The organism is Mycobacterium paraffinicum (genome assembly GCF_001907675.1).
GTDB lineage: Bacteria > Actinomycetota > Actinomycetes > Mycobacteriales > Mycobacteriaceae > Mycobacterium > Mycobacterium paraffinicum_A.
On sequence record NZ_MPNT01000010.1, the window covers coordinates 80,950 to 98,334 of the forward strand.

Here is a 17,385-nt window from a genome sequence, read left to right on the forward strand (position 1 = left end):
CATTCACGCCGAGCCGTGGGGCGGGATGTTGTGGTTGAGGCGAAACCTGTTGTGCGGGTCGTAATTCGTCTTGACCACCCTGAGCCTGTCGTACACCTCGGGATCGTAGGCCTTCCGTGCGCGTTCCTCCGTCGCGTCGCTGGGGCCCTGAAAACTGGGGCTGGCCATCTCGTGCAGCCACGGCTTCAGCGCTGTGAGAAGCTCGGAACCGCAGTGCATGTGATGCACCGGTTTGTGCCCGGGTGGCACGATGGTCAGACCGAAGAAGGCAAAGGCGGCGTGCCGCGCACCAACGGCGTTGGGGAACGGCGCCGGCCTGCCGAACGCGCCTTGCAGGTGTCGGATGTCAACGATGTTGATGGGGCTGCCGGAGTCTGGCCCGACGACATCGACGATCGCGGCGACGGTGTCTTGGGTCAGCTCCCGGAGGAGGCCGAAGTGTTCGACCGCCGCCGCCGGGTCCGTTGGATCGTTGCTGATCGACGCGAATTCGGTGTAGGGAATGCTTCGTACCGTGTCCGCCAGCGCGGGCGCGACCTGGCGCATCGAATCGATCAGCCGGGCGCCCACGGCACCATCTCCGGCGAAGGAGACGCGCAGTGAGATGGTCAACTGGCCCTGCATGAAGGACGGAAGGCCGGGCAGTGGAGGCAGGTTCAGCAGAGCCAGGCTCGTCGACAGCTCGTCGGGCGCTGTGGCCGTGAGCTCCCGGTAGGCGTCCAGTACCTGGCGGGCGTGCCGGCCCGAGTAGAAGATGGATCCCGCGTAGAGCGTCGTCACGGGAAAGAGGGAGAACTCCATCGCCGTCACGACCCCGAAGTTGCCCTTGCCGCCCAGCAATGCGCCGAATAGGTCGGCTTCGGAGTGCGGGGACACCCGGCGCAGCTGGCCGTCGCCGGTCACCACGTCGATGCGGGTGACATGGTCGGCGGCCCAACCGTATTTGCGTCCCATCGTCAGACTGGCGCCGCCACTGAGGGTGTAGCCGACGACGCCGACGCCGGACGACGATCCGGGTAGCGGTGCCAGTCCGTACTCGGCGGCGGCTTCCACCAGCGCCCCGAACCGCACGCCGGCGTCGACTCGCGCCAAGCGAGTCTCGGCGTTGATCGCGATGCCGGACATCCTCTTCGTGGTGATCATCAGCGTGTCGCCGTCGGAGGCGAGCGATGGTCCGTGCCCGGTATTGAGGACGGCGATCTTGAGGCCATGGCGCGCCGCAAACTTCACCGCCGTCGACACGTCGCCGGCACTGGCCGCACCCACCACGACGGCGGGCCGATGCTGCACCGCCGTATTGAAGACCGCCACTTCCTGCGTGTAGCCCAAGGTCCTCTCCGTCTCGACCGGACCCTGTACGGCCGCTTGCAGTTCAGAAAGTTTGTCGCCCCATGCTGCCATGGCAGATCCTCTCGACAGGTACCGTGATACGGTATCACCATACCGATCTTTCGGCTAGGCGATTATGGACCCGGTCACAAGAAAGGAGGCTGGGATGTATCGCGGAATGCGACGCGTGTGGCACAGACTAAATCGGCATGAGAACGAATTTGCCGGAGCGATAGTCCGGAATCTCATCTCCTCGGCGGCGCTGCTTGCCGTCGCGGCGTGGCTCGCCTACGCGCTGATCGGATCGGGTGCAAACTCACCTGCCGGCGTGGACTACGAAGTGGTAGCGCAAACTTCAGGCGAGGGAAGAACATTCGTCGTTCGCGATACCACGATCGCCCCCGGTGGTGCCATAGGTTGGCACTGGCATCGGGGCACCGTGCTCGCGGTGGTGAAGCAAGGAACCTTGTACCACTATGGCAACGACTGCACCGTCGACGGCATCTACCGGCCGGGCGACTCGTTTATTGAGCTCAGTGGTCCGACCCATGTGCACGATGGCCGCAATCACGGAACGACCCCGGTAGTGCTCGAGTTGCTGTTGATCGATCCGGTGGGCACGTCACCTGCGGAGGCGACTGACCCACCGCGGGCCTGCAGATGATCTCGACCGGCGGTGATTCACTCGATCCCGAAATCGATGATGCCCCTAATGATTCTGCCGTTGCGCAGGTCCTCGTAGGCGTCGTTGACCTCGTCGAGGTGATAGCGCTTGGTGATCATCTCGTCGAGCTGAAGTTGCCCCGTTTGATAAAGCCGGGCCAGCCGGGAGATGTCCGCCCTCGGATTGCACGAGCCGAATATCGTTCCGGCCAGCGTCTTGTTCATCAGGATGAAGTCCTGCAGGTCGATCTTCACCGACCGCGTGAGCTGCGACGTCATTCCGGTGAGCACACACGTCCCGCCCTTGCGGGTGAGCTGCAGCGCGTCGCGGACGTCGGCGGCGGTGATCAACGAAGGCGAGACCACCACCGCGTCGGCCATCACGCCGTACGTCAGCCCGCGCACCAGGTCCTGCGCTTCGGCGATCGTGGCGACGCTGTGGGTCGCCCCGAACTGCAGCGCCGATTTCTGTTTGAAGTCCACCGGGTCCACGGCGACGATCTGTGCGGCGCCGCTGATCCGCGCGCCCTGGATCGCGCCCGTACCTATTCCGCCGGCGCCGATGACGACGACGGTGTCACCGCCGCGCACGCCGGCACGATTGGCGGCCGAACCATAGCCGGTCGGAATGGCGCATGACAGCAACGCGCTCGGAGCCAGCGGCAGATCCGGCTCGATCTTCACCAGCGAATTCGTCGACACCACAGTGTGTTCGGCGAACGCCCCGATCTTGGACAAATGCCCCAGCGGCCGACCGTCAGCGGTGTGATGACGAAAGGTGCCGTCGGTCGGCATCCCCGGGGTCAGGGTGAAAGCCCCGACGTCGCAGATGTACTCCATGCCCGTCGCGCACCAGCGGCACTGCCCGCACACCGCCACGAACGACATCACCACGTGGTCTCCCGGCGCGAAATCCGTTACCCCCTCGCCTACTTGCCGCACGATGCCGGAGCCCTCGTGGCCGCCGATCGTGGGAAACATCGTCGGCAGGCCAAGCGAACGCATCACGTCGTTGGGTGCCGACATGTCGCCGTTGAGGATGTGGTCGTCGGAGTGGCACAGCCCGGCGGCCGCCATCTCGACCAGCACTTCGCCGGCCCGGGGTGGGTCGAGCTCGAACTCCTCGACCGACCACGGCCCGCCGACGTCGTGCAGGAGCGCTCCTCTAGTTTTCAAGCGGCTTCCCTATGCGACCGGGGAGAAGGTGACTGGAAGCTTGTTGGGGGAGCGGAAGGTAAGCCCGACGATCTTGGACTCCTGGCCGGTCCCGTCGTCGGCCACGAAGGCCAGATCCTTAACGCGATTGAACAGGCTGTTGAGCATCACCTGCGTCTCAAGGCGGGCCAGATGCATGCCGAGGCACATGTGGATGCCGCCGGCGAATGCGATGTGCGCCTGGCGCGGCCGGCGGATGTCGAAGGTATTCGGATCGCTCCAGCGACTCTCGTCGCGATTGGCCGAGCCCATGCACATGTCGATCTGCGCGTCGGCTGGGATTGTCTTGCCGCCGATTTCGACCTCTTCGGTCGTGGTCCGCATGACCATGGTCAGCGGGGTTTCATAGCGCAGGCCCTCTTCGATGGCCATCGGGATCAACGACCGGTCCTGGTAGACGAGCGCCAGCTGCTCGGGGTGGGTCAGCAGCAGGTACAGCAGGTTGCCCGACGAACGGTAAGTGGTCTCCAGCCCGGCGGGCAGCAGCAGGCGCAGGAACGCGATGATGGCCTCGTCGCTTAGCTTCTCGCCGTCGATCTCGGCGGCCACCAGATCCCCGATGATGTCGTCGGTGCGTTTGCGCCGCCGTTGCTCGACCTGATCGAGGAAGTAGCCGTGCAACTCCGCGGCGGCGTCGAGCCCGGCGACGATGTCGGTGGGGATGGAGATGAGGTCGAGGGACAACCGTCGGAAGAGGTCGAGATCCTCGGGGGGCAGGCCGAGCAGCGTGGAGATGATCCGGGTCGGGAACTCGAACGTCACCGCTTTGACGAGGTCCGCCTGCCCGTCGTTCTTGATTTCGTCAACCAGTTGATCGCAGACCGGTCCGATGACCGACGGCTCCCAGCGTTCCAGCGCGGTGGCGCGGAACGCCTTGGCCACCAGGTTGCGGTGATCGTGGTGTTCCTTGCCGCCCATCGCCAGGATGGTGTGGCCCATCACCAAGCCGATCGTCTCGTCGTACTTGTGGGAGCTGAAAATCCGGTCGTCGCGGAACGCCTGGAACAGCGGGTCATAACCGAACAGCACCCACTCGTCCTTCGGTCGCAGCTCTTCCGGCATCTGCGAGTGGTCCGCCAGGGCGCCGTGCCAGACCGGGTCCGTACGCCTCATGTACTCGAAGAACGGGTAGGGGCTGGTTTCGCCGGTGAAATCGAGGGTGACGGGCTGGTTGGCGGGGTCGGTGCTGAGCGTCATCAGCGCTCCTCCTGGGCAGCCGGTAAGCGGGTTGGTACGCTGGGAATATCGCTATCATAGTATAAATAGCAAGTAAGCCCAACGGGGCTTGTCGTGGTTACCGTAACGGGCACAGTATTGATGCTGCGTGGCGTCGAAGGCGGTGAGGCAATGCCTGAGCGGCGATTCGTATGCGCGCTGGACGATCTGCCGCCCGGCCAGATGAAGCTGGTCGACGTCGGCAAATTCGGCGTCGGCGTGTACAACGTGCGCGGCGAGCTTTACGCGATCGTCAACTACTGCTCCCATGAGGGCGCCCCGCTGTGCCTGGGTTTGATCGGTGGCACCAACGAGTACGCCCCGAATGAACCCGGTGGGCTGCGCCGCGTCCGCGACGGTCAAATCGTCCGATGCCCTTGGCACAACTGGGAATTCGACATCACCACCGGGCAAAACCTCGCCGACCCCAAGCGCCGCGTCCGCACCTACCCGGTCGACGTCACCGACGGGGAGGTGTACCTGACCGCATGACCCGCACGATCATTGACGCCAACGTGCAACCGCATTTCCGCTACAACGCGGAGATACGGCGCTATCTACCCCCCGCCCACCGGTTGCGGTCGATTCCCGACGTCGAACAGCAGTGGTACCAGGCGCCCGGCGGGGACTACCGGCAAGACCTTTATGGGGAGCACTACCCGGGATCGGATCCGGAGACGGTCAGCCGGCACCTGTTCGCAAACGGTGTCGAGTACGCCATCCTCAACCCGCTGACCCGCGGCAACATCGCCGACTACCTGCTCAACAGCCGCATCTGCGCGGCGGTCAACGATTGGCTGCTCGACCGCTGGCTCGAACCCGACTCCGCGGATCGGTTCCGGGGCACCATCCGCGTCAACCCGGAAGACCCCAAGGGCGCCGTCGCCGAGATCGAGCGGCTGGCCGACCACCCCAAACTGGTGCAGGTCGGCGTCCCGATGCAGTCGCGCGAGCCGTACGGCAAGCCGATGTTCGAGCCGATCTGGGAGGCCGCGGCCGCCCATGGGCTGCCGGTGGCGGTGCACATCAACGGCGGCAACGGCGTCGACTACCCGCCCACCTTCGCCGGGCACGCCCACACCTATCCGGGATATGCGGCATTCATGCCGCTGAACTACTTCGTGCACCTGGCCACCCTCATCGTCGAGGGTGTGTTCGGCAGGCATCCCGGCCTCAAGTTCGTTTTCGCCGACGGTGGCTACGACATCCTGACCCCGTTGATCTGGCGCCTCGATACCTTCTGGGTTTCGATGCGGGACCAGACCCCGTGGGTGGACCGCTATCCGAGTGAATACCTGCCCGGCCACGTGCGGTTCTGCTCTTCGGCGTTCGACGGGCCGACCGACGCCGCCGACGCGCAGCGCTGGATGGAGTTCACCGACAAGTCCGACCTGGTGATGTACGGGTCGGCGTATCCACACTGGTCCACGTCGCCACCCGAGAGCGTTGCCGAGGGCCTCGAGGCCGCGCAACGCGAGAAGGTGCTGTGGCGAAATGCCAGCGAGCTTTACGGATTGAAGGAGCGTGTCCGATGACGACGATCGAGCGGGTCGACCCTGCTGACTCGTTTAGGGGCCAAGAGGACGAAATAGCGGTCACCATCGTCGACACCGACGTGCACCCGCTGCCGGTCTCGACCGAGGTGCTCAAGTCCTACGCGGCGCCCGAATGGGTGGACAAGATCTGGCCGACCGGCAACGCGGTCGCCCCGGTGCCGCATTTCTACGACACACCCGACTCGTACAAGACGATGTCGCTGCGGCTGGACGCCGCCCCGCCCAACGGTGGGGTCGCGGGCAGCGACCCGGAATTCGCCGCCAAGCAGTTGCTGCTCGATGCCGGCGTCAGCATCGCGACGTTGGAGCCGATGTGCGACGCCCAGCTGCCGCAAGCCGAACACGCTCTCAAATCCGCTTACAACGACTGGCTCGCCGACGTCTGGCTCGACAAGAACAACCGACACGGCCGGTGGCGCGGATCGATCAGCGTCAGCGCGCAGACGCCCGAGCACGCGGCGCGCGAGGTCGAACGCTGGGCGGGACATCCCTACATGGCCCAAGTGCTGATGACGCCCCAGACGCGCGGAATTCCCTTTGGCAACCCACATTTCGATCCGCTCTACGAGGCCGCGGCCCGCAACGGATTCCCGGTGGCCACGCACCTGATGGGACAGACGCCCTTCGAGCTCATCCCGCTGTATCCGGTTGGCAATCCGGCACATTGGCATGACTTCTTCGCCTCCTGGCCACTGCTCTACGTCTCGCACCTGATGAGTTTGGTGTTCGACGGCGCGTTCGACCGCCACCCCGACCTGCGGGTGGTGTTCGTCGAAGGCGGCTTCACCTGGGCCATGCCGGTCATGTCGCGGATGGATCGCATCTGGGAGGCCCGCCGCGGCGACCTGCCGCACGTGCGCCGCCGCCCGTCGGACTATGTGCGCGAACATGTTCGGTTCACCACCCAGCCGCTGGAAGACATCGACACCGTGCAGTTCCGGGAGTACCTGGAGATGATGAACCTGGGTGACAACCTGATGTTCTCGACGGACTACCCGCACTGGAGCTACGACGCGCCGTCCTACGCGATCAACCGGTTCCCGGCCGACCAGCGCGAACGGATCATGCGCGGCAACGCGACCGCTCTGTATGGGCTACCGGCGACGGTCAAGGCGCTCCCCGGGGAACGCTGAGTCGGGGCCGGTGGCCCAAGCTCGGTCGGCAAGCACCTCGTCTTTCACCACACGGAATCACAGGTCTACCTTGAAGAGGGTTTCCGGCACGTCCCGCGCCGGGACAGGACGAGCCCGCCTGACGAGCCCGGAAGCTGAGAGGTATGACGCAAACGAATCTGACGCGCCCGCAGGGCCTTACCCGAATCGATCCGGTGCTCCGGGAGGCCGCCACCGCACTGGGCGTCGTCGAATTCCGCACCGAGACGCTGCCCGCCGAACGTGAGCACGCCAGCCGACTCGCCGCCGAGCGCGCCGCGGCAGTCGACACCGCCGATGTGGCCATCGAGACCCGCACCATCGCCGGCCCGGGCGGCCACCAGCTCAATCTTCGTCTTTATCGAGGTCCCAACCTCGAGCGAGCCGAGACGGGATCACCCCTTGTCCTGTACGCCCACGGCGGAGCCTTTGTGACCGGAAACCTGGACACCGATCACGCGCCATGCGTCGAGCTGGCCAGACAAGGCGGTTGCCTGCTGATATCGGTCGACTATCGGCTCGCGCCGGAGCACCCGTGCCCGGCGGCGTTGGACGACGTCGAGGCCGGCTTCTACTACGCCATCCGGAATTGCGCCGAGCTGAACGTGGACGTCAACCGCATCGCAGTGATGGGACGCGATGCGGGCGCGGCGCTGGTCGCGGGCCTGAGTCAGCGGATGTTCGATGACGAAGGCCCGCAGATCCTGGTGCAGATCCTGCACCAGCCGATGCTCGACTCCGACGCCACCCAGTCGCGGCGCGAGTTCCAGCGCACCCCGGGTCTCAACGGGCCGGCGGTGAGCCGGGCATGGGGTCATTACCTCGGGCACGCCAGGGCCAACGGTCAACACGTGCCCGCGCACCGGGCGAACCTCGAGGGCCTGCCGCCCACATTCATCAGCTGTGCGGAGATCGATCCGTGCCGCGACGAGGCCGTCGATTACGCGAACAGGCTGTTGCATGCCTACGTGCACACCGAATTACATGTGATCGCAGCGGCATTCAACGGGTTCGACTCTTTGGTTCCCGATTGGGTTGTTTCTCAGGAGAACCGGGCCTTGCATGCGCGCTCGTTACGCCGTGTGTTCGCCATGTAGCGGTACGCTATCGAGGGGACTCCGGTAGCTCTTACCGTAGTACTCGTTGCTACCATCGAGACGCCGGCAAATCCTCCACGAGAGGCAGCATGACGACACTCGACTCTCCCGAAAAGACGCTGTTCACCTCGACAACCCAAGCCTTCCTGGAAAAGGAAGCGCCGCTGCGCCGCGTGCGCGAGCTGCACGCCGCGGGGGAGGCCTTCGACCCGGCGTGGTGGCGGCGCGCCGCGGACCTCGGCTGGACGAGCTTGCTGGTCCCGGAGGAATTGGGCGGCGGCAGCGTTTCGGACAGCGGTTTGGCGGATCTGGCACTGGTTGCCGAACAGCTCGGCAAGACGGTGGCGCCCGGACCCTTGTATCCGGTTAGCGTCGTGCTGGCCGCGCTCGTCGAGTGTGCGGACCGGCAGCCGCACATCGCCACCATCGAGGCGTTGATGTCTGGCGAAGCCGTGGCCTCCTGGGCGGTTTCGGAGCCCGGTCGCGGATGGGCTCCGTTGGACCCGTCGGTGACGGCCACCCGCACCGAATCCGGCTACCGGATCGACGGCACCAAGGACCGGGTCGAGGCGGGCGCGCAGAGCGCCGTGCTGCTGGTGGTGGCGCGCTGCGGTGACGACCTGCGCCAGTTTCTGGTGCCGACGGACGCGCCCGGTGTCACGATCGTGCCGCAGCAGTCCGTCGACATGGTCAAGCAATACGCCCGGGTGGTTTTCGACGGTGTGGTGGTCGAGCCGTCCGCTGCCGTCGGCACCGCCGCCGAGACCGCCGCGCTCGTCGACCGGCAGGCGCAGATCGCCCAGATCCTGCAGTGCGCCGAGGTGGTCGGCATCCTGCAGACGGTATTCGACCTGACAGTGCAATGGGCGCTGGATCGGCACACCTTCGGTCGCCCGTTGGCGTCCTACCAGGCCCTCAAGCACAAGTTCGCCGACATGAAGCTGTGGCTGGAGGCCTGCCGCGCCACCACGACCGCGGCGGTCGCCGATGTCGCGGCCAACTCGCCCGGGGCGGGACTGTCGGCCAGCATCGCCAAGTCCTACGTGGGTGAGATGGCCGGCCAAATCGTCCAGGCCTGCGTCCAGATGCACGGCGGCATCGGCGTCACCTGGGAACACGACCTGCATCTCTACCTGCGCAGGGTCACGTTGTACCGCTCCATGTTCGGGACGCCGGAGGAACACAACCTGCGGGTGTACGAACACGAGAAGGCGGGCCGCTCGAACCCATGACGACCGAATCCGTTGCCGACTTTGCGGCCCGGGCCAGGGCATGGCTGGCGGACAACATGCCTCCCGTCGATCCCGAGTCGCCCCCGCCCGCCCCGCGCGACGACGAACGATCGTGGGTTCGGGCCCGAGAACTCCAAAAGCGCTTGTACGAAGGCGGATTCGCCGGGATCTGCTTTCCCCGCGAGTACGGTGGCCTCGGGCTCGACTACGAGTATCAGCAGGCCTTCGATGCGGAATCCCTCACCTACGAGATGCCGCTGATCCTCAACACCCCCACGTTCACTATCTGCTGTGCCACATTGCTCGACACCGGCAGCGAGGAGCAAAAGAAGCGGCACATTGCCGCGGCGCTGCGCGGTGACGAGGTGCTGGTGCAGTTGTTGTCGGAGCCCAGCGGCGGATCCGACCTGGCCGGGGTCATCACCCGGGCCGAACGTCAGGGCGACCGTTGGATACTCAACGGGGCCAAGACGTGGAGCACCAGCGCGTTCGCCGCCGACTACGGGCTGTGCCTGGCCCGCACCAATTGGGACGTGCCCAAGCACGAGGGTTTGACCATGTTCTTGGTGCCCATCGCCCACCCGGGAATCACCCTGCGCCGCATCACGATGCTGAGCGGTTCCACCGAGTTCTGCGAGGAGTTCCTCGACGGGGTGGATGTCGGCGACGACGCCGTCGTCGGCGAGGTCGACGGTGGCTGGGCGGTGGCGTCTCGCCAGCTGTACCACGAGCGCCGGGCGGTGGGTCAAGGGTCCGAGTTCGCCAGCGGCAGCGGCAGCGAGGGCGGCAACACGACACCGGTGGACTTCGTGAGCCTCATTGATAAGACGGGCCAGGCCGGTGACGAACGCGTGGAGCAACTGGCCGGCCGCGCACTGGTGCAGCGCGCGGTGGCCGAGCAGCTGGTCGGCCACGTCTACCGCAGCGTCCGGGACGGCACGCTGCCGCCCGCCGGCGGCACGCTCATCAGGTTGTTCCACGCCGAGACCGTGTTCGTGAATGTCGACACCGCCATGGCGATCGCGGGAAGCGCCGGCGTCGTCGGCGAGCCCGGTGAAGGGCTGGAAACCGGGCTGCGCTACCTAGCCCGCCAGACCGTCGCGATGGGCGGTGGCACCACGGAGATGGCGCGCAACGTCATCGGCGAGCGGGTGCTGGGCTTCCCGCGCGAGTTCGCGGCCGACCGCGGTGTGCCGTTCAAGCAGGTGCGGCACGGCCAGCGTTCCGACCGCCCCTAGGCCTCCGCGACGAGGTTCTCGGCGAGCCCACCGGCGACGGGGAGCTGCACCATCGACAAGACGTGGTGCGCCGGGCTTCCCGGCGGGGCCACCAGAACATACTCGCTGCCCTGTCGCTGCGCGCGGTCGCGGGCGGCGGCCAGTGCGCTGACACCGGCTGAACCGAGGTGCGTCACGGCGCTGAGATCGATCGTCAATGGTGCTACGCCGGAACGACTTTCGACGGCGATTTGGCGGTCCAGGGTTGATGCGGTGGTGGAGTCGACGTCACCGCTGACCACGATGCGGCCGGGTTCGGCGACCAAGGAGACAAACTCGGAGTTGACCGATTTCGGCTGATCTCCCCGACCGACGAGCGTGTCGGTGACGAAATTGGCCGGCCGCGACAGGCGGTGCGTCAAGCGGGCGGTGGTACCGCCGGGCCCGTGGCTGACATGCGCGTGTGACACCAGGGCCTCGGCCATGGCAAGGCCGCGGCCGCGGCCCTGCTCACCTTCCCGGTGATCCTTCCACTGCCCATGGTCGACGACCGCAGCGTAGAGGTTGCCGTCTCCGGCCAGCGACGCCTCCACGACCACCCCGTCGGAAACTTCTGTGGCGTAACCGTGTTCGACCGCATTCTCGACGAATTCCGAGATCGCGTGCACGATGTCGGAGATATCCTCGGCGGCGGCGCCGACGTCGGCAAGCCACTGACGCAGGCGGGAGCGCACGGTGCGTGCGGCGTGGATCGTGGCGTCCAGCGTCATGTGGAGCGGCGGCGGGGGCGTGCGCCGTTGCGCCGCAAGAAGCGTGATGTCGTCGTTGTAGCCGGTCGAACGCAGCAGCAATTCCAAAGTCTCCGAACAGATCCGGTCGATCGGCCGTGCCGTGGACTCGATGACGAATCCACCCTGGCCGGCGGCGATGTGCGCGGCCAAGTCGGCGAATTCGGCAGTGCTGGCCATGAGCGGCCGCCCGGGGCGTTCGATCAGGCCGTCGGTGTAGAGCATGATCGCGTCGCCGACGTCGAGGAACTCGGTGCGTACCGGGAAGCCCGTGCCGCTGCCGAGCGGGCCGGCGCCGGACGGCTCGAGGTAGCGCGCGTCGGCCTCCGTCTTGATCAGCAATGGCGGCGGGTGCCCTGCGGTGCAGTACTGGAATTCGCCGGTGCTGAAGTCGAGCGATCCCACGCACACGGTGGCCGACCTCGACCCGGGCACATGTTCGCGAAAGCGGTCAACCGCGGCCAGCGCCTCGGCGACCGGATACCCCGCCAAGATCTGCATCCGCAGCGCGGTGCGCAACTGCGACATGACCGCAGCCGCCTCGACGCCATGGCCGACGACGTCGCCGACAACGAGCACCAGTCGGTCCCCGAGGGGAATCGCATCGAACCAGTCGCCGCCGGCAGCGGTGTCCTGCGCGGCGACCAGATACTCGGCGGCGACGTCGGCGCCGGGAATGACGGGCACCGACGGCGCCAGCAACGCCTGCTGCATGACGATCGCCGAGTCCCGGACATTGCGGTAGCGCTCGGACAACTCCCGCATGCGCGACTCGGCGGCCAACCGTGCCCGCACTCGATCGGTGACATCGACGAAGGCGAGCTGCACGCCCTCGATCGACCCGTCGTCATCGCGCCGCGCCGTGACGATGAAGTCGAAGAAATGTTCTTGCGCAGACCCCGAGCCCTCGAAGTCGGCCTGAACCCGCCACTCGGTCCCCGACTGCGGCTCGCCCGTCTGATACACCCGGTCGAACATCTGCAGGATCTGTTGGCTCTCCAGCTCGGGATAGACCTCCCGCACCAGCAGCCCGATGCTGTCGATCGGCGGGCTGAGCGTGCGATAGGCGGCGTTGACCGCGACGAATCGGTGGTCGGGCCCGTCGAGGCCGACCAACAGCGCAGGGACACTCTCGAAAACGCGGCGCACGTCGTCGGCCGCACCCACGGTCTTGTCCCAGTCTCTCTCGGGCGCCATTGGTCGTCCCTCCTACGGACCCTTTCTCGGACCGAGTCCCGCAAGCTGACCCAAAAGTGCTAAGCACCGCCAGACACAGACATCAAGAGTAGCAATGTCGGCTCCGTGCTCGGTGCAACGGTTTCCTAGCGTGGCGTGCGGCGATTCCGCGTCCCGGTCCGAAGCGGCAACTCCACCGGGCCGGCTCGCACAGGATCGGTACGGGTGTTTCGAACGCCCCGGAACGAGTGGCTAGCTGTTGACGTGGTCGGCGCAGTCGACGCGGAGGTCGTTGGCGTGCATAGGCGTGTCGTAGAACTTGCAGTGGTAGCTTCGCGACTTCCCCGAGGTGGTCTCTAATTGCGCGCATGTGCTGCACGCGCGCACCACCGGAAGGAGTTGCGCCCCGTGCAGTTTTGCGATGACGACCAGCAGGCTGTCCAGCAACTGCTCGGCCTCGACGCGGTCCAGCTTGGATGTAGCGATCTCGGCGGGGGCGGTCCAGCGGGATAGTTCGGCCGCGGTCTTGCGGCCGGCTTGGGTGAGCGTCAGGTGGTGCCGGCGTCGGTCGTCCGGATCGAGGCTGCGCACGACCAAGCCTTTGCGGACGAGCGCGGCGACGGCATCACTGATGGTGGGGTCGGCGACGTTGAGTTCGCGAGCCAGGGCGGTGCTGCGCGCGGCGGGCGGCGGCCCAACGAAAAGCCAGATCAATACCCGCATCTGGGTGCTCGACAGATCGTGTGCTTCCGCTGCTCGCCTGGCCAGCACGTGCAGAGCATCCCCCACGCGGTCGAGGGCCGCGACGATTTTCGAGTCGAGACTGCGGTGGCGTGCTTCTCCGGGCTTCAGGGCGTGACCTCGTTCAGCTTGCCGATGGCCACCTCAAACACGAAGCCACGCAACGATTCATGCTTGGTCACGTCCTCTTTCAGGCCGAGCCCGCGGTAGGCGTCGACGCATTCAACCACCGCGACATGCTCGCTTGGCGGCAGCGGCAGTTGTCCGGTGGACCCGCGCGCGCAGGCACCGCTGTTGGCGAGGCACTCCTCGGTGACGCTCACTCGGACGTTCTCCTGTCCGCTTGCTGTCGGCTGGTTGTTCGCGCTGGATCGTATGCCCGGTGACTGGGCCGGATGAGTGATGTGAATCAGCCTGATTGTAAAGCTTAGGACTCCTCGACATGTGAGGGAGCATAGGTGCCGATCGCGTCAGCCACGCGGTCCAAGACGATTCACACGCAGCCACACCGAGGACGACAGATGCCGAAACTCTCCCGCAGCGATTGGTATGACCTCGCCCGTGACACCAACTGGACGTTCCGCTACGTCACCGAAGACGAGGTTTTCCCCGAAGAGCTTTCCGGGACGCACCGGGTCTCCTCCGAGGGCTGGCTCAAGTGGGACGAGCCGTACAAGATCGGCTACCGCGAATACGTCCACAACCAGGTGACCAAGGACACCACCACCTATTCGCTGAAGAACGCGATCGGGCGCTCGAAGCTGTTCGACAAACTCGACCCGGGCTGGAAATCGGTGATCGTCGCGCATTACGGCGCGATTACGATGCCCGAATACCTGGCGTCCATCGGCGAGGCCAGGATGGGGCGCTTCGGCCGCTCTGCCGCTTGGCGCAACACCGCGACGTTCGGCACCCTTGACGAGGTTCGCCACGGTCAGATCCAGGCGTTCTTTCCCTACGGCCTACTCGACAAAGAGCCGCGAGGGGACTGGGCGCTCAAGGCTTTCCATACCAATGACTGGATCGTCCTCGCGGTGCGTTACCTGTTCGACGACATGTTCGTCGCCAACGACGCGTTATCGATCGCTTTGCAGCTGACCTTCACGCTGGAGACCGGTTTCACCAACCTGCAGTTCCTCGGTATGGCCGCCGATGCCATCGACGTGGGTGACTTGGAGTTCGGCGCATTGATCAGCTCGATTCAAACCGATGAGGCCCGCCATGCCCAACAAGGCGAGCCGACCATCAAGGTGCTCATCGACAACGGTGAGGCCGAGTGGGGACAGTTCCTCATCGACCACATGTTCTGGCGGTCGTGGCGAATCTTTGCACTGCTGACCGGTCTGTCGATGGACTACTACACCCCGCTGGAAAGCCGCCGGATGAGCTTCAAGGAGTTCATCGAGGACTGGGTGGTGAAACAGTTCACCGACCAATTCCGCGACTACGGACTCGAATTCCCTTGGTATTGGGATGAGTTCATCAACGAGTTGACGTGGTATCACCACGCCATCCACCTCGGCGTGTGGTACTACCGGCCGACGGTGTGGTGGAACCCGGACGCCGGGGTATCTGAGGCCGAGCGGCTCTGGCTGGAAGAGAAGTACCCCGGCTGGAACCGTGACTTCGGCAAACTCTGGGACGTCATCACCGACAATGTTCGCAACGGCGATATCGCGGCGACCCTGCCCGAGACGCTTCCGATCACTTGCAATCTGTGCCAGCTGCCGATCGTTCGCGCCGCCGGGGTGATCGTCGGAGCCCACACCGATCCAGCGCCGCTCACGCATGTGCACAACGGCCGCAAATACCTGTTCTGCTCCGAGCCGTGCCGGTGGATCTTCACCCAGCGGCCCGACCGATTCGCCGGACACCAGTCGCTGATCGACCGCGTGCTCTCCGGCGAGATCAGCCCGCCCGATCTGGGCACGGTGCTGCGGTACTTCGGTCTGTCGGCCGATGAGCAGGGCCAAGACGCCGACGGATACAGCTGGGCGGCGCTGAACGGATCAACCAACGGATCGAAGGGCTGAAGGCCATGGCGCTGCTCCCGCTGACTGCCTTGTTTGACGGCGACGTTCTCGAACTGTTGATCCCTGTCGACGACACCGACACCGTCGATGCCGTCGGCGCGGCGATCGCACACCATGTCGTCGGGCACCGGGTGGCCCGCCGTGACGCTCCGATCCGGTTGCGGCACAACGGGATTATTCTGGACCCGCAGGCGGTCATCGGCGCGTCCGGGGTCGGCCCACTCGACCACGTCGAGGCCTTCTATGACTAGCGCCCCGACCTGGATTCCCGTCGCCACCGTCGACGACCTGTGGGAGGGTGAGATCGCAGAGTTTTTCGTCGGTGATCGGCCGATCCTGCTTGCGCACTTACGCAGCGGACAGATCCGTGCCTTCGATGGCTTGTGCCCGCACGCGGGTTTCCCGCTGGCCGACGGCGACGTCGATGGCGACGTCCTGACGTGTTCGGCGCACAACTGGGAATTCGACCTCTCGACGGGCGCCGGGATCAACCCCAACTCTTGCCGCCTGCGGAGTCACGCGGTGCGTCGCGAGGGCGACCAAATCGTGGTGTCGCTCACCGAAGAATGGAGCCAATGATGACCGCAGCAGCCGAGCAGGCCAAGCTGGTAGGTCCCATCGTGCGGGGCTTCGATCCCGAGATCGTGTCGGCCCTCAGCGAGGCCATCGAGATCGACAATCCCGGCGCCGCGATCACCGTCGAAGACCACGCCGGCTATGTGCGCATTCACGCACCTCGATTTCTGCGCGTCACGCGAGCCAGCTTGGAAACCGCTGCGGGGCAATCCTTCCCGCTCGCGGCGCTTGAGCCGGCCCTCGCGGGTTTCGCCGGCCGGATTCGCTACGTCGGCGACGACGAACTGCACTGGTACCTGGACCGAGAGGATTAACGAATGACCACCGCGGCACCCCGGCCGCTCAAGACGTGGAGTATCGCCGGCGACAGCCGGCGCAAGCCGACCGAGTACGAGGCGGTCACCGGCCAGTTTCACTACCACTTCAACCGCAAGCCGGCCCCTTTCGACCTGGACCCCGACAGCGCGATCAACCGCTGGTACCTCAAACATCGCGAAGGTTCACCGCTGCAAGCCGAAAGCTGGGAAGGCTTTCGCGATCCGGCCGCACTGAACTACCGTCGCTACATCGCGCTGCAACACGACCGCGAGGTCTATGCCGAGGGAGTCGTCGACCACTACGAGGCACTCGACCACGACACCAATCTTGGCTTCGAATGGGTCGAGACGCTCAACCGCATCTACGTGCCCGCCCGCTACCTGTTTCACGTTCTGCAGATCACCAGCCTCTACGTCGGCCAACTGGCGCCCAGCGCCTACGTCACCAACGCGGCGTTCTTCCAAGCCGCCGACGAATTGCGGGCTTTGCAATGGACCGCGTACCGAGCCAAATCGTTGTCGCTTGCCCACGGCGCGCACCTGGCCAACACCGAAGCGACGCGGCGGATTTGGGAGACCGACTCGGTGTGGCAGCCCGCCCGCGAAAACCTCGAACGCCTCTTGCTGGCTTACGACTGGGGTGAGGCGTTCACCGCGCTCAACCTGGTGGTCAAGCCGGCACTCGACGCGCTGTTCAAGGAAGCGTTCGTCGATCTCGCCAACGACCATGGCGACGGCCTGACCGCCGCCCTGCTGCAGGACTCGCGCGTCGATACCACCCGCAGCCGAGCCTGGAGCGCGGCCCTGGCCCGCTACGCGATCGCCGCCAATCCCGGCAACCGCGCAATCATCGACGGTTGGGCGGCAACGTGGCGGCCACTGGTGGACCGCGCCGTCGACGGCCTGACCGAGGCCTTCGCTGACCCCGCGGCGGCCCGTCGGCGCGTCGCCGACTCGGTTGCCGCATTCACCGCGCAATGGGCGGACTAAGGGCTATCCGCCAGCCGCACGAGGGAGCCCTACCCGCGCGACGGTTCGTCGACGGCCGCATCGGCGAAGCAACCGCAAGCGCTGCAGGC

The 17,385-nt window shown here is 65.8% G+C and carries 17 protein-coding genes and 1 pseudogene; 12 read left to right on the forward strand and 6 right to left on the reverse strand.

Features of this window, described 5'->3' with window-relative positions:
* Window positions 1-3: 3 nt before the first annotated feature.
* Window positions 4-1,401: an FAD-binding oxidoreductase gene (locus tag BRW65_RS13090; protein WP_073875227.1), complete on the reverse strand. Its 1,398-nt coding sequence runs from the start codon at window positions 1,399-1,401 to the stop codon at window positions 4-6.
* Between the two features lie 94 nt (window positions 1,402-1,495).
* On the opposite strand from BRW65_RS13090, the gene BRW65_RS13095 reads away from it, so the two are divergent.
* Window positions 1,496-1,993, forward strand: a complete 498-nt coding sequence (locus BRW65_RS13095) for a cupin domain-containing protein (protein ID WP_167374038.1) — start codon at window positions 1,496-1,498, stop codon at window positions 1,991-1,993.
* Window positions 1,994-2,010: 17 nt separating this feature from the next.
* On the opposite strand, the gene BRW65_RS13100 is transcribed toward BRW65_RS13095, so the two are convergent.
* Window positions 2,011-3,168 (reverse strand): Zn-dependent alcohol dehydrogenase, encoded by a 1,158-nt coding sequence (locus BRW65_RS13100; protein ID WP_073875229.1) that lies wholly within the window; start codon window positions 3,166-3,168, stop codon window positions 2,011-2,013.
* A gap of 9 nt (window positions 3,169-3,177) precedes the next feature.
* Window positions 3,178-4,404: a cytochrome P450 gene (locus BRW65_RS13105; RefSeq protein ID WP_073875231.1), complete on the reverse strand. Its 1,227-nt coding sequence runs from the start codon at window positions 4,402-4,404 to the stop codon at window positions 3,178-3,180.
* A 150-nt stretch (window positions 4,405-4,554) separates the two neighbouring features.
* On the opposite strand from BRW65_RS13105, the gene BRW65_RS13110 reads away from it, so the two are divergent.
* The 6 genes from BRW65_RS13110 to BRW65_RS13135 all read left to right on the forward strand — a co-directional run bounded on the left by BRW65_RS13110 (window position 4,555) and on the right by BRW65_RS13135 (window position 10,696).
* Window positions 4,555-4,914 carry a Rieske (2Fe-2S) protein gene (locus BRW65_RS13110; RefSeq protein ID WP_084187814.1) on the forward strand — a complete coding sequence of 120 codons (360 nt, stop codon included), beginning with the start codon at window positions 4,555-4,557 and terminating at the stop codon, window positions 4,912-4,914.
* Window positions 4,911-5,957, forward strand: a complete 1,047-nt coding sequence (locus BRW65_RS13115) for an amidohydrolase family protein (protein ID WP_073875235.1) — start codon at window positions 4,911-4,913, stop codon at window positions 5,955-5,957. Before BRW65_RS13110 ends, BRW65_RS13115 begins: the two co-directional genes overlap by 4 nt.
* On the forward strand, window positions 5,954-7,111 hold the full coding sequence (locus BRW65_RS13120; protein WP_073875237.1) for an amidohydrolase family protein: 1,158 nt from the start codon (window positions 5,954-5,956) through the stop codon (window positions 7,109-7,111). Before BRW65_RS13115 ends, BRW65_RS13120 begins: the two co-directional genes overlap by 4 nt.
* A 143-nt stretch (window positions 7,112-7,254) precedes the next feature.
* A complete protein-coding gene (locus tag BRW65_RS13125) occupies window positions 7,255-8,226 on the forward strand; it encodes an alpha/beta hydrolase (RefSeq protein WP_073875239.1) in 972 nt (323 codons plus the stop codon).
* An 89-nt stretch (window positions 8,227-8,315) separates the two neighbouring features.
* Window positions 8,316-9,458, forward strand: a complete 1,143-nt coding sequence (locus BRW65_RS13130; RefSeq protein WP_073875241.1) for an acyl-CoA dehydrogenase family protein — start codon at window positions 8,316-8,318, stop codon at window positions 9,456-9,458.
* Window positions 9,455-10,696, forward strand: a complete 1,242-nt coding sequence (locus BRW65_RS13135; RefSeq protein ID WP_073875243.1) for an acyl-CoA dehydrogenase family protein — start codon at window positions 9,455-9,457, stop codon at window positions 10,694-10,696. The genes BRW65_RS13130 and BRW65_RS13135 overlap by 4 nt, the downstream gene beginning before the upstream one ends.
* Here the strand turns inward: BRW65_RS13135 and BRW65_RS13140 are convergent.
* The 3 genes and pseudogenes from BRW65_RS13140 to BRW65_RS32905 form a co-directional block, all read right to left on the reverse strand.
* The gene (locus BRW65_RS13140) at window positions 10,693-12,660 is read right to left on the reverse strand and encodes a SpoIIE family protein phosphatase (protein ID WP_073875245.1); all 1,968 of its coding nucleotides are present in this window, start codon (window positions 12,658-12,660) and stop codon (window positions 10,693-10,695) included. The genes BRW65_RS13135 and BRW65_RS13140 overlap by 4 nt on opposite strands.
* A gap of 231 nt (window positions 12,661-12,891) precedes the next feature.
* Window positions 12,892-13,428: a MarR family winged helix-turn-helix transcriptional regulator gene (locus BRW65_RS13145; protein ID WP_244168080.1), complete on the reverse strand. Its 537-nt coding sequence runs from the start codon at window positions 13,426-13,428 to the stop codon at window positions 12,892-12,894.
* 59 nt (window positions 13,429-13,487) lie between these two features.
* Window positions 13,488-13,565: pseudogene (locus BRW65_RS32905) on the reverse strand (carbonic anhydrase); the annotation flags it as partial.
* 336 nt (window positions 13,566-13,901) lie between these two features.
* On the opposite strand from BRW65_RS32905, the gene BRW65_RS13155 reads away from it, so the two are divergent.
* From BRW65_RS13155 to BRW65_RS13175, 5 genes are read left to right on the forward strand one after another with little or no spacing between them, the layout of a single operon-like run.
* Window positions 13,902-15,413, forward strand: coding sequence for an aromatic/alkene/methane monooxygenase hydroxylase/oxygenase subunit alpha (locus tag BRW65_RS13155; protein WP_073875257.1), 1,512 nt, complete (start codon window positions 13,902-13,904; stop codon window positions 15,411-15,413).
* Between the two features lie 5 nt (window positions 15,414-15,418).
* Window positions 15,419-15,664, forward strand: a complete 246-nt coding sequence (locus BRW65_RS13160) for a toluene-4-monooxygenase system B family protein (RefSeq protein ID WP_073875259.1) — start codon at window positions 15,419-15,421, stop codon at window positions 15,662-15,664.
* Window positions 15,657-15,992 carry a Rieske 2Fe-2S domain-containing protein gene (locus tag BRW65_RS13165; protein ID WP_073875261.1) on the forward strand — a complete coding sequence of 112 codons (336 nt, stop codon included), beginning with the start codon at window positions 15,657-15,659 and terminating at the stop codon, window positions 15,990-15,992. Before BRW65_RS13160 ends, BRW65_RS13165 begins: the two co-directional genes overlap by 8 nt.
* Complete coding sequence (locus BRW65_RS13170) at window positions 15,992-16,303, forward strand: MmoB/DmpM family protein (RefSeq protein ID WP_139273064.1); 312 nt, start codon at window positions 15,992-15,994, stop codon at window positions 16,301-16,303. The genes BRW65_RS13165 and BRW65_RS13170 overlap by 1 nt, the downstream gene beginning before the upstream one ends.
* A 3-nt stretch (window positions 16,304-16,306) precedes the next feature.
* Window positions 16,307-17,296: a toluene hydroxylase gene (locus BRW65_RS13175; RefSeq protein WP_073875265.1), complete on the forward strand. Its 990-nt coding sequence runs from the start codon at window positions 16,307-16,309 to the stop codon at window positions 17,294-17,296.
* The last annotated feature ends 89 nt before the right edge of the window (window positions 17,297-17,385 follow it).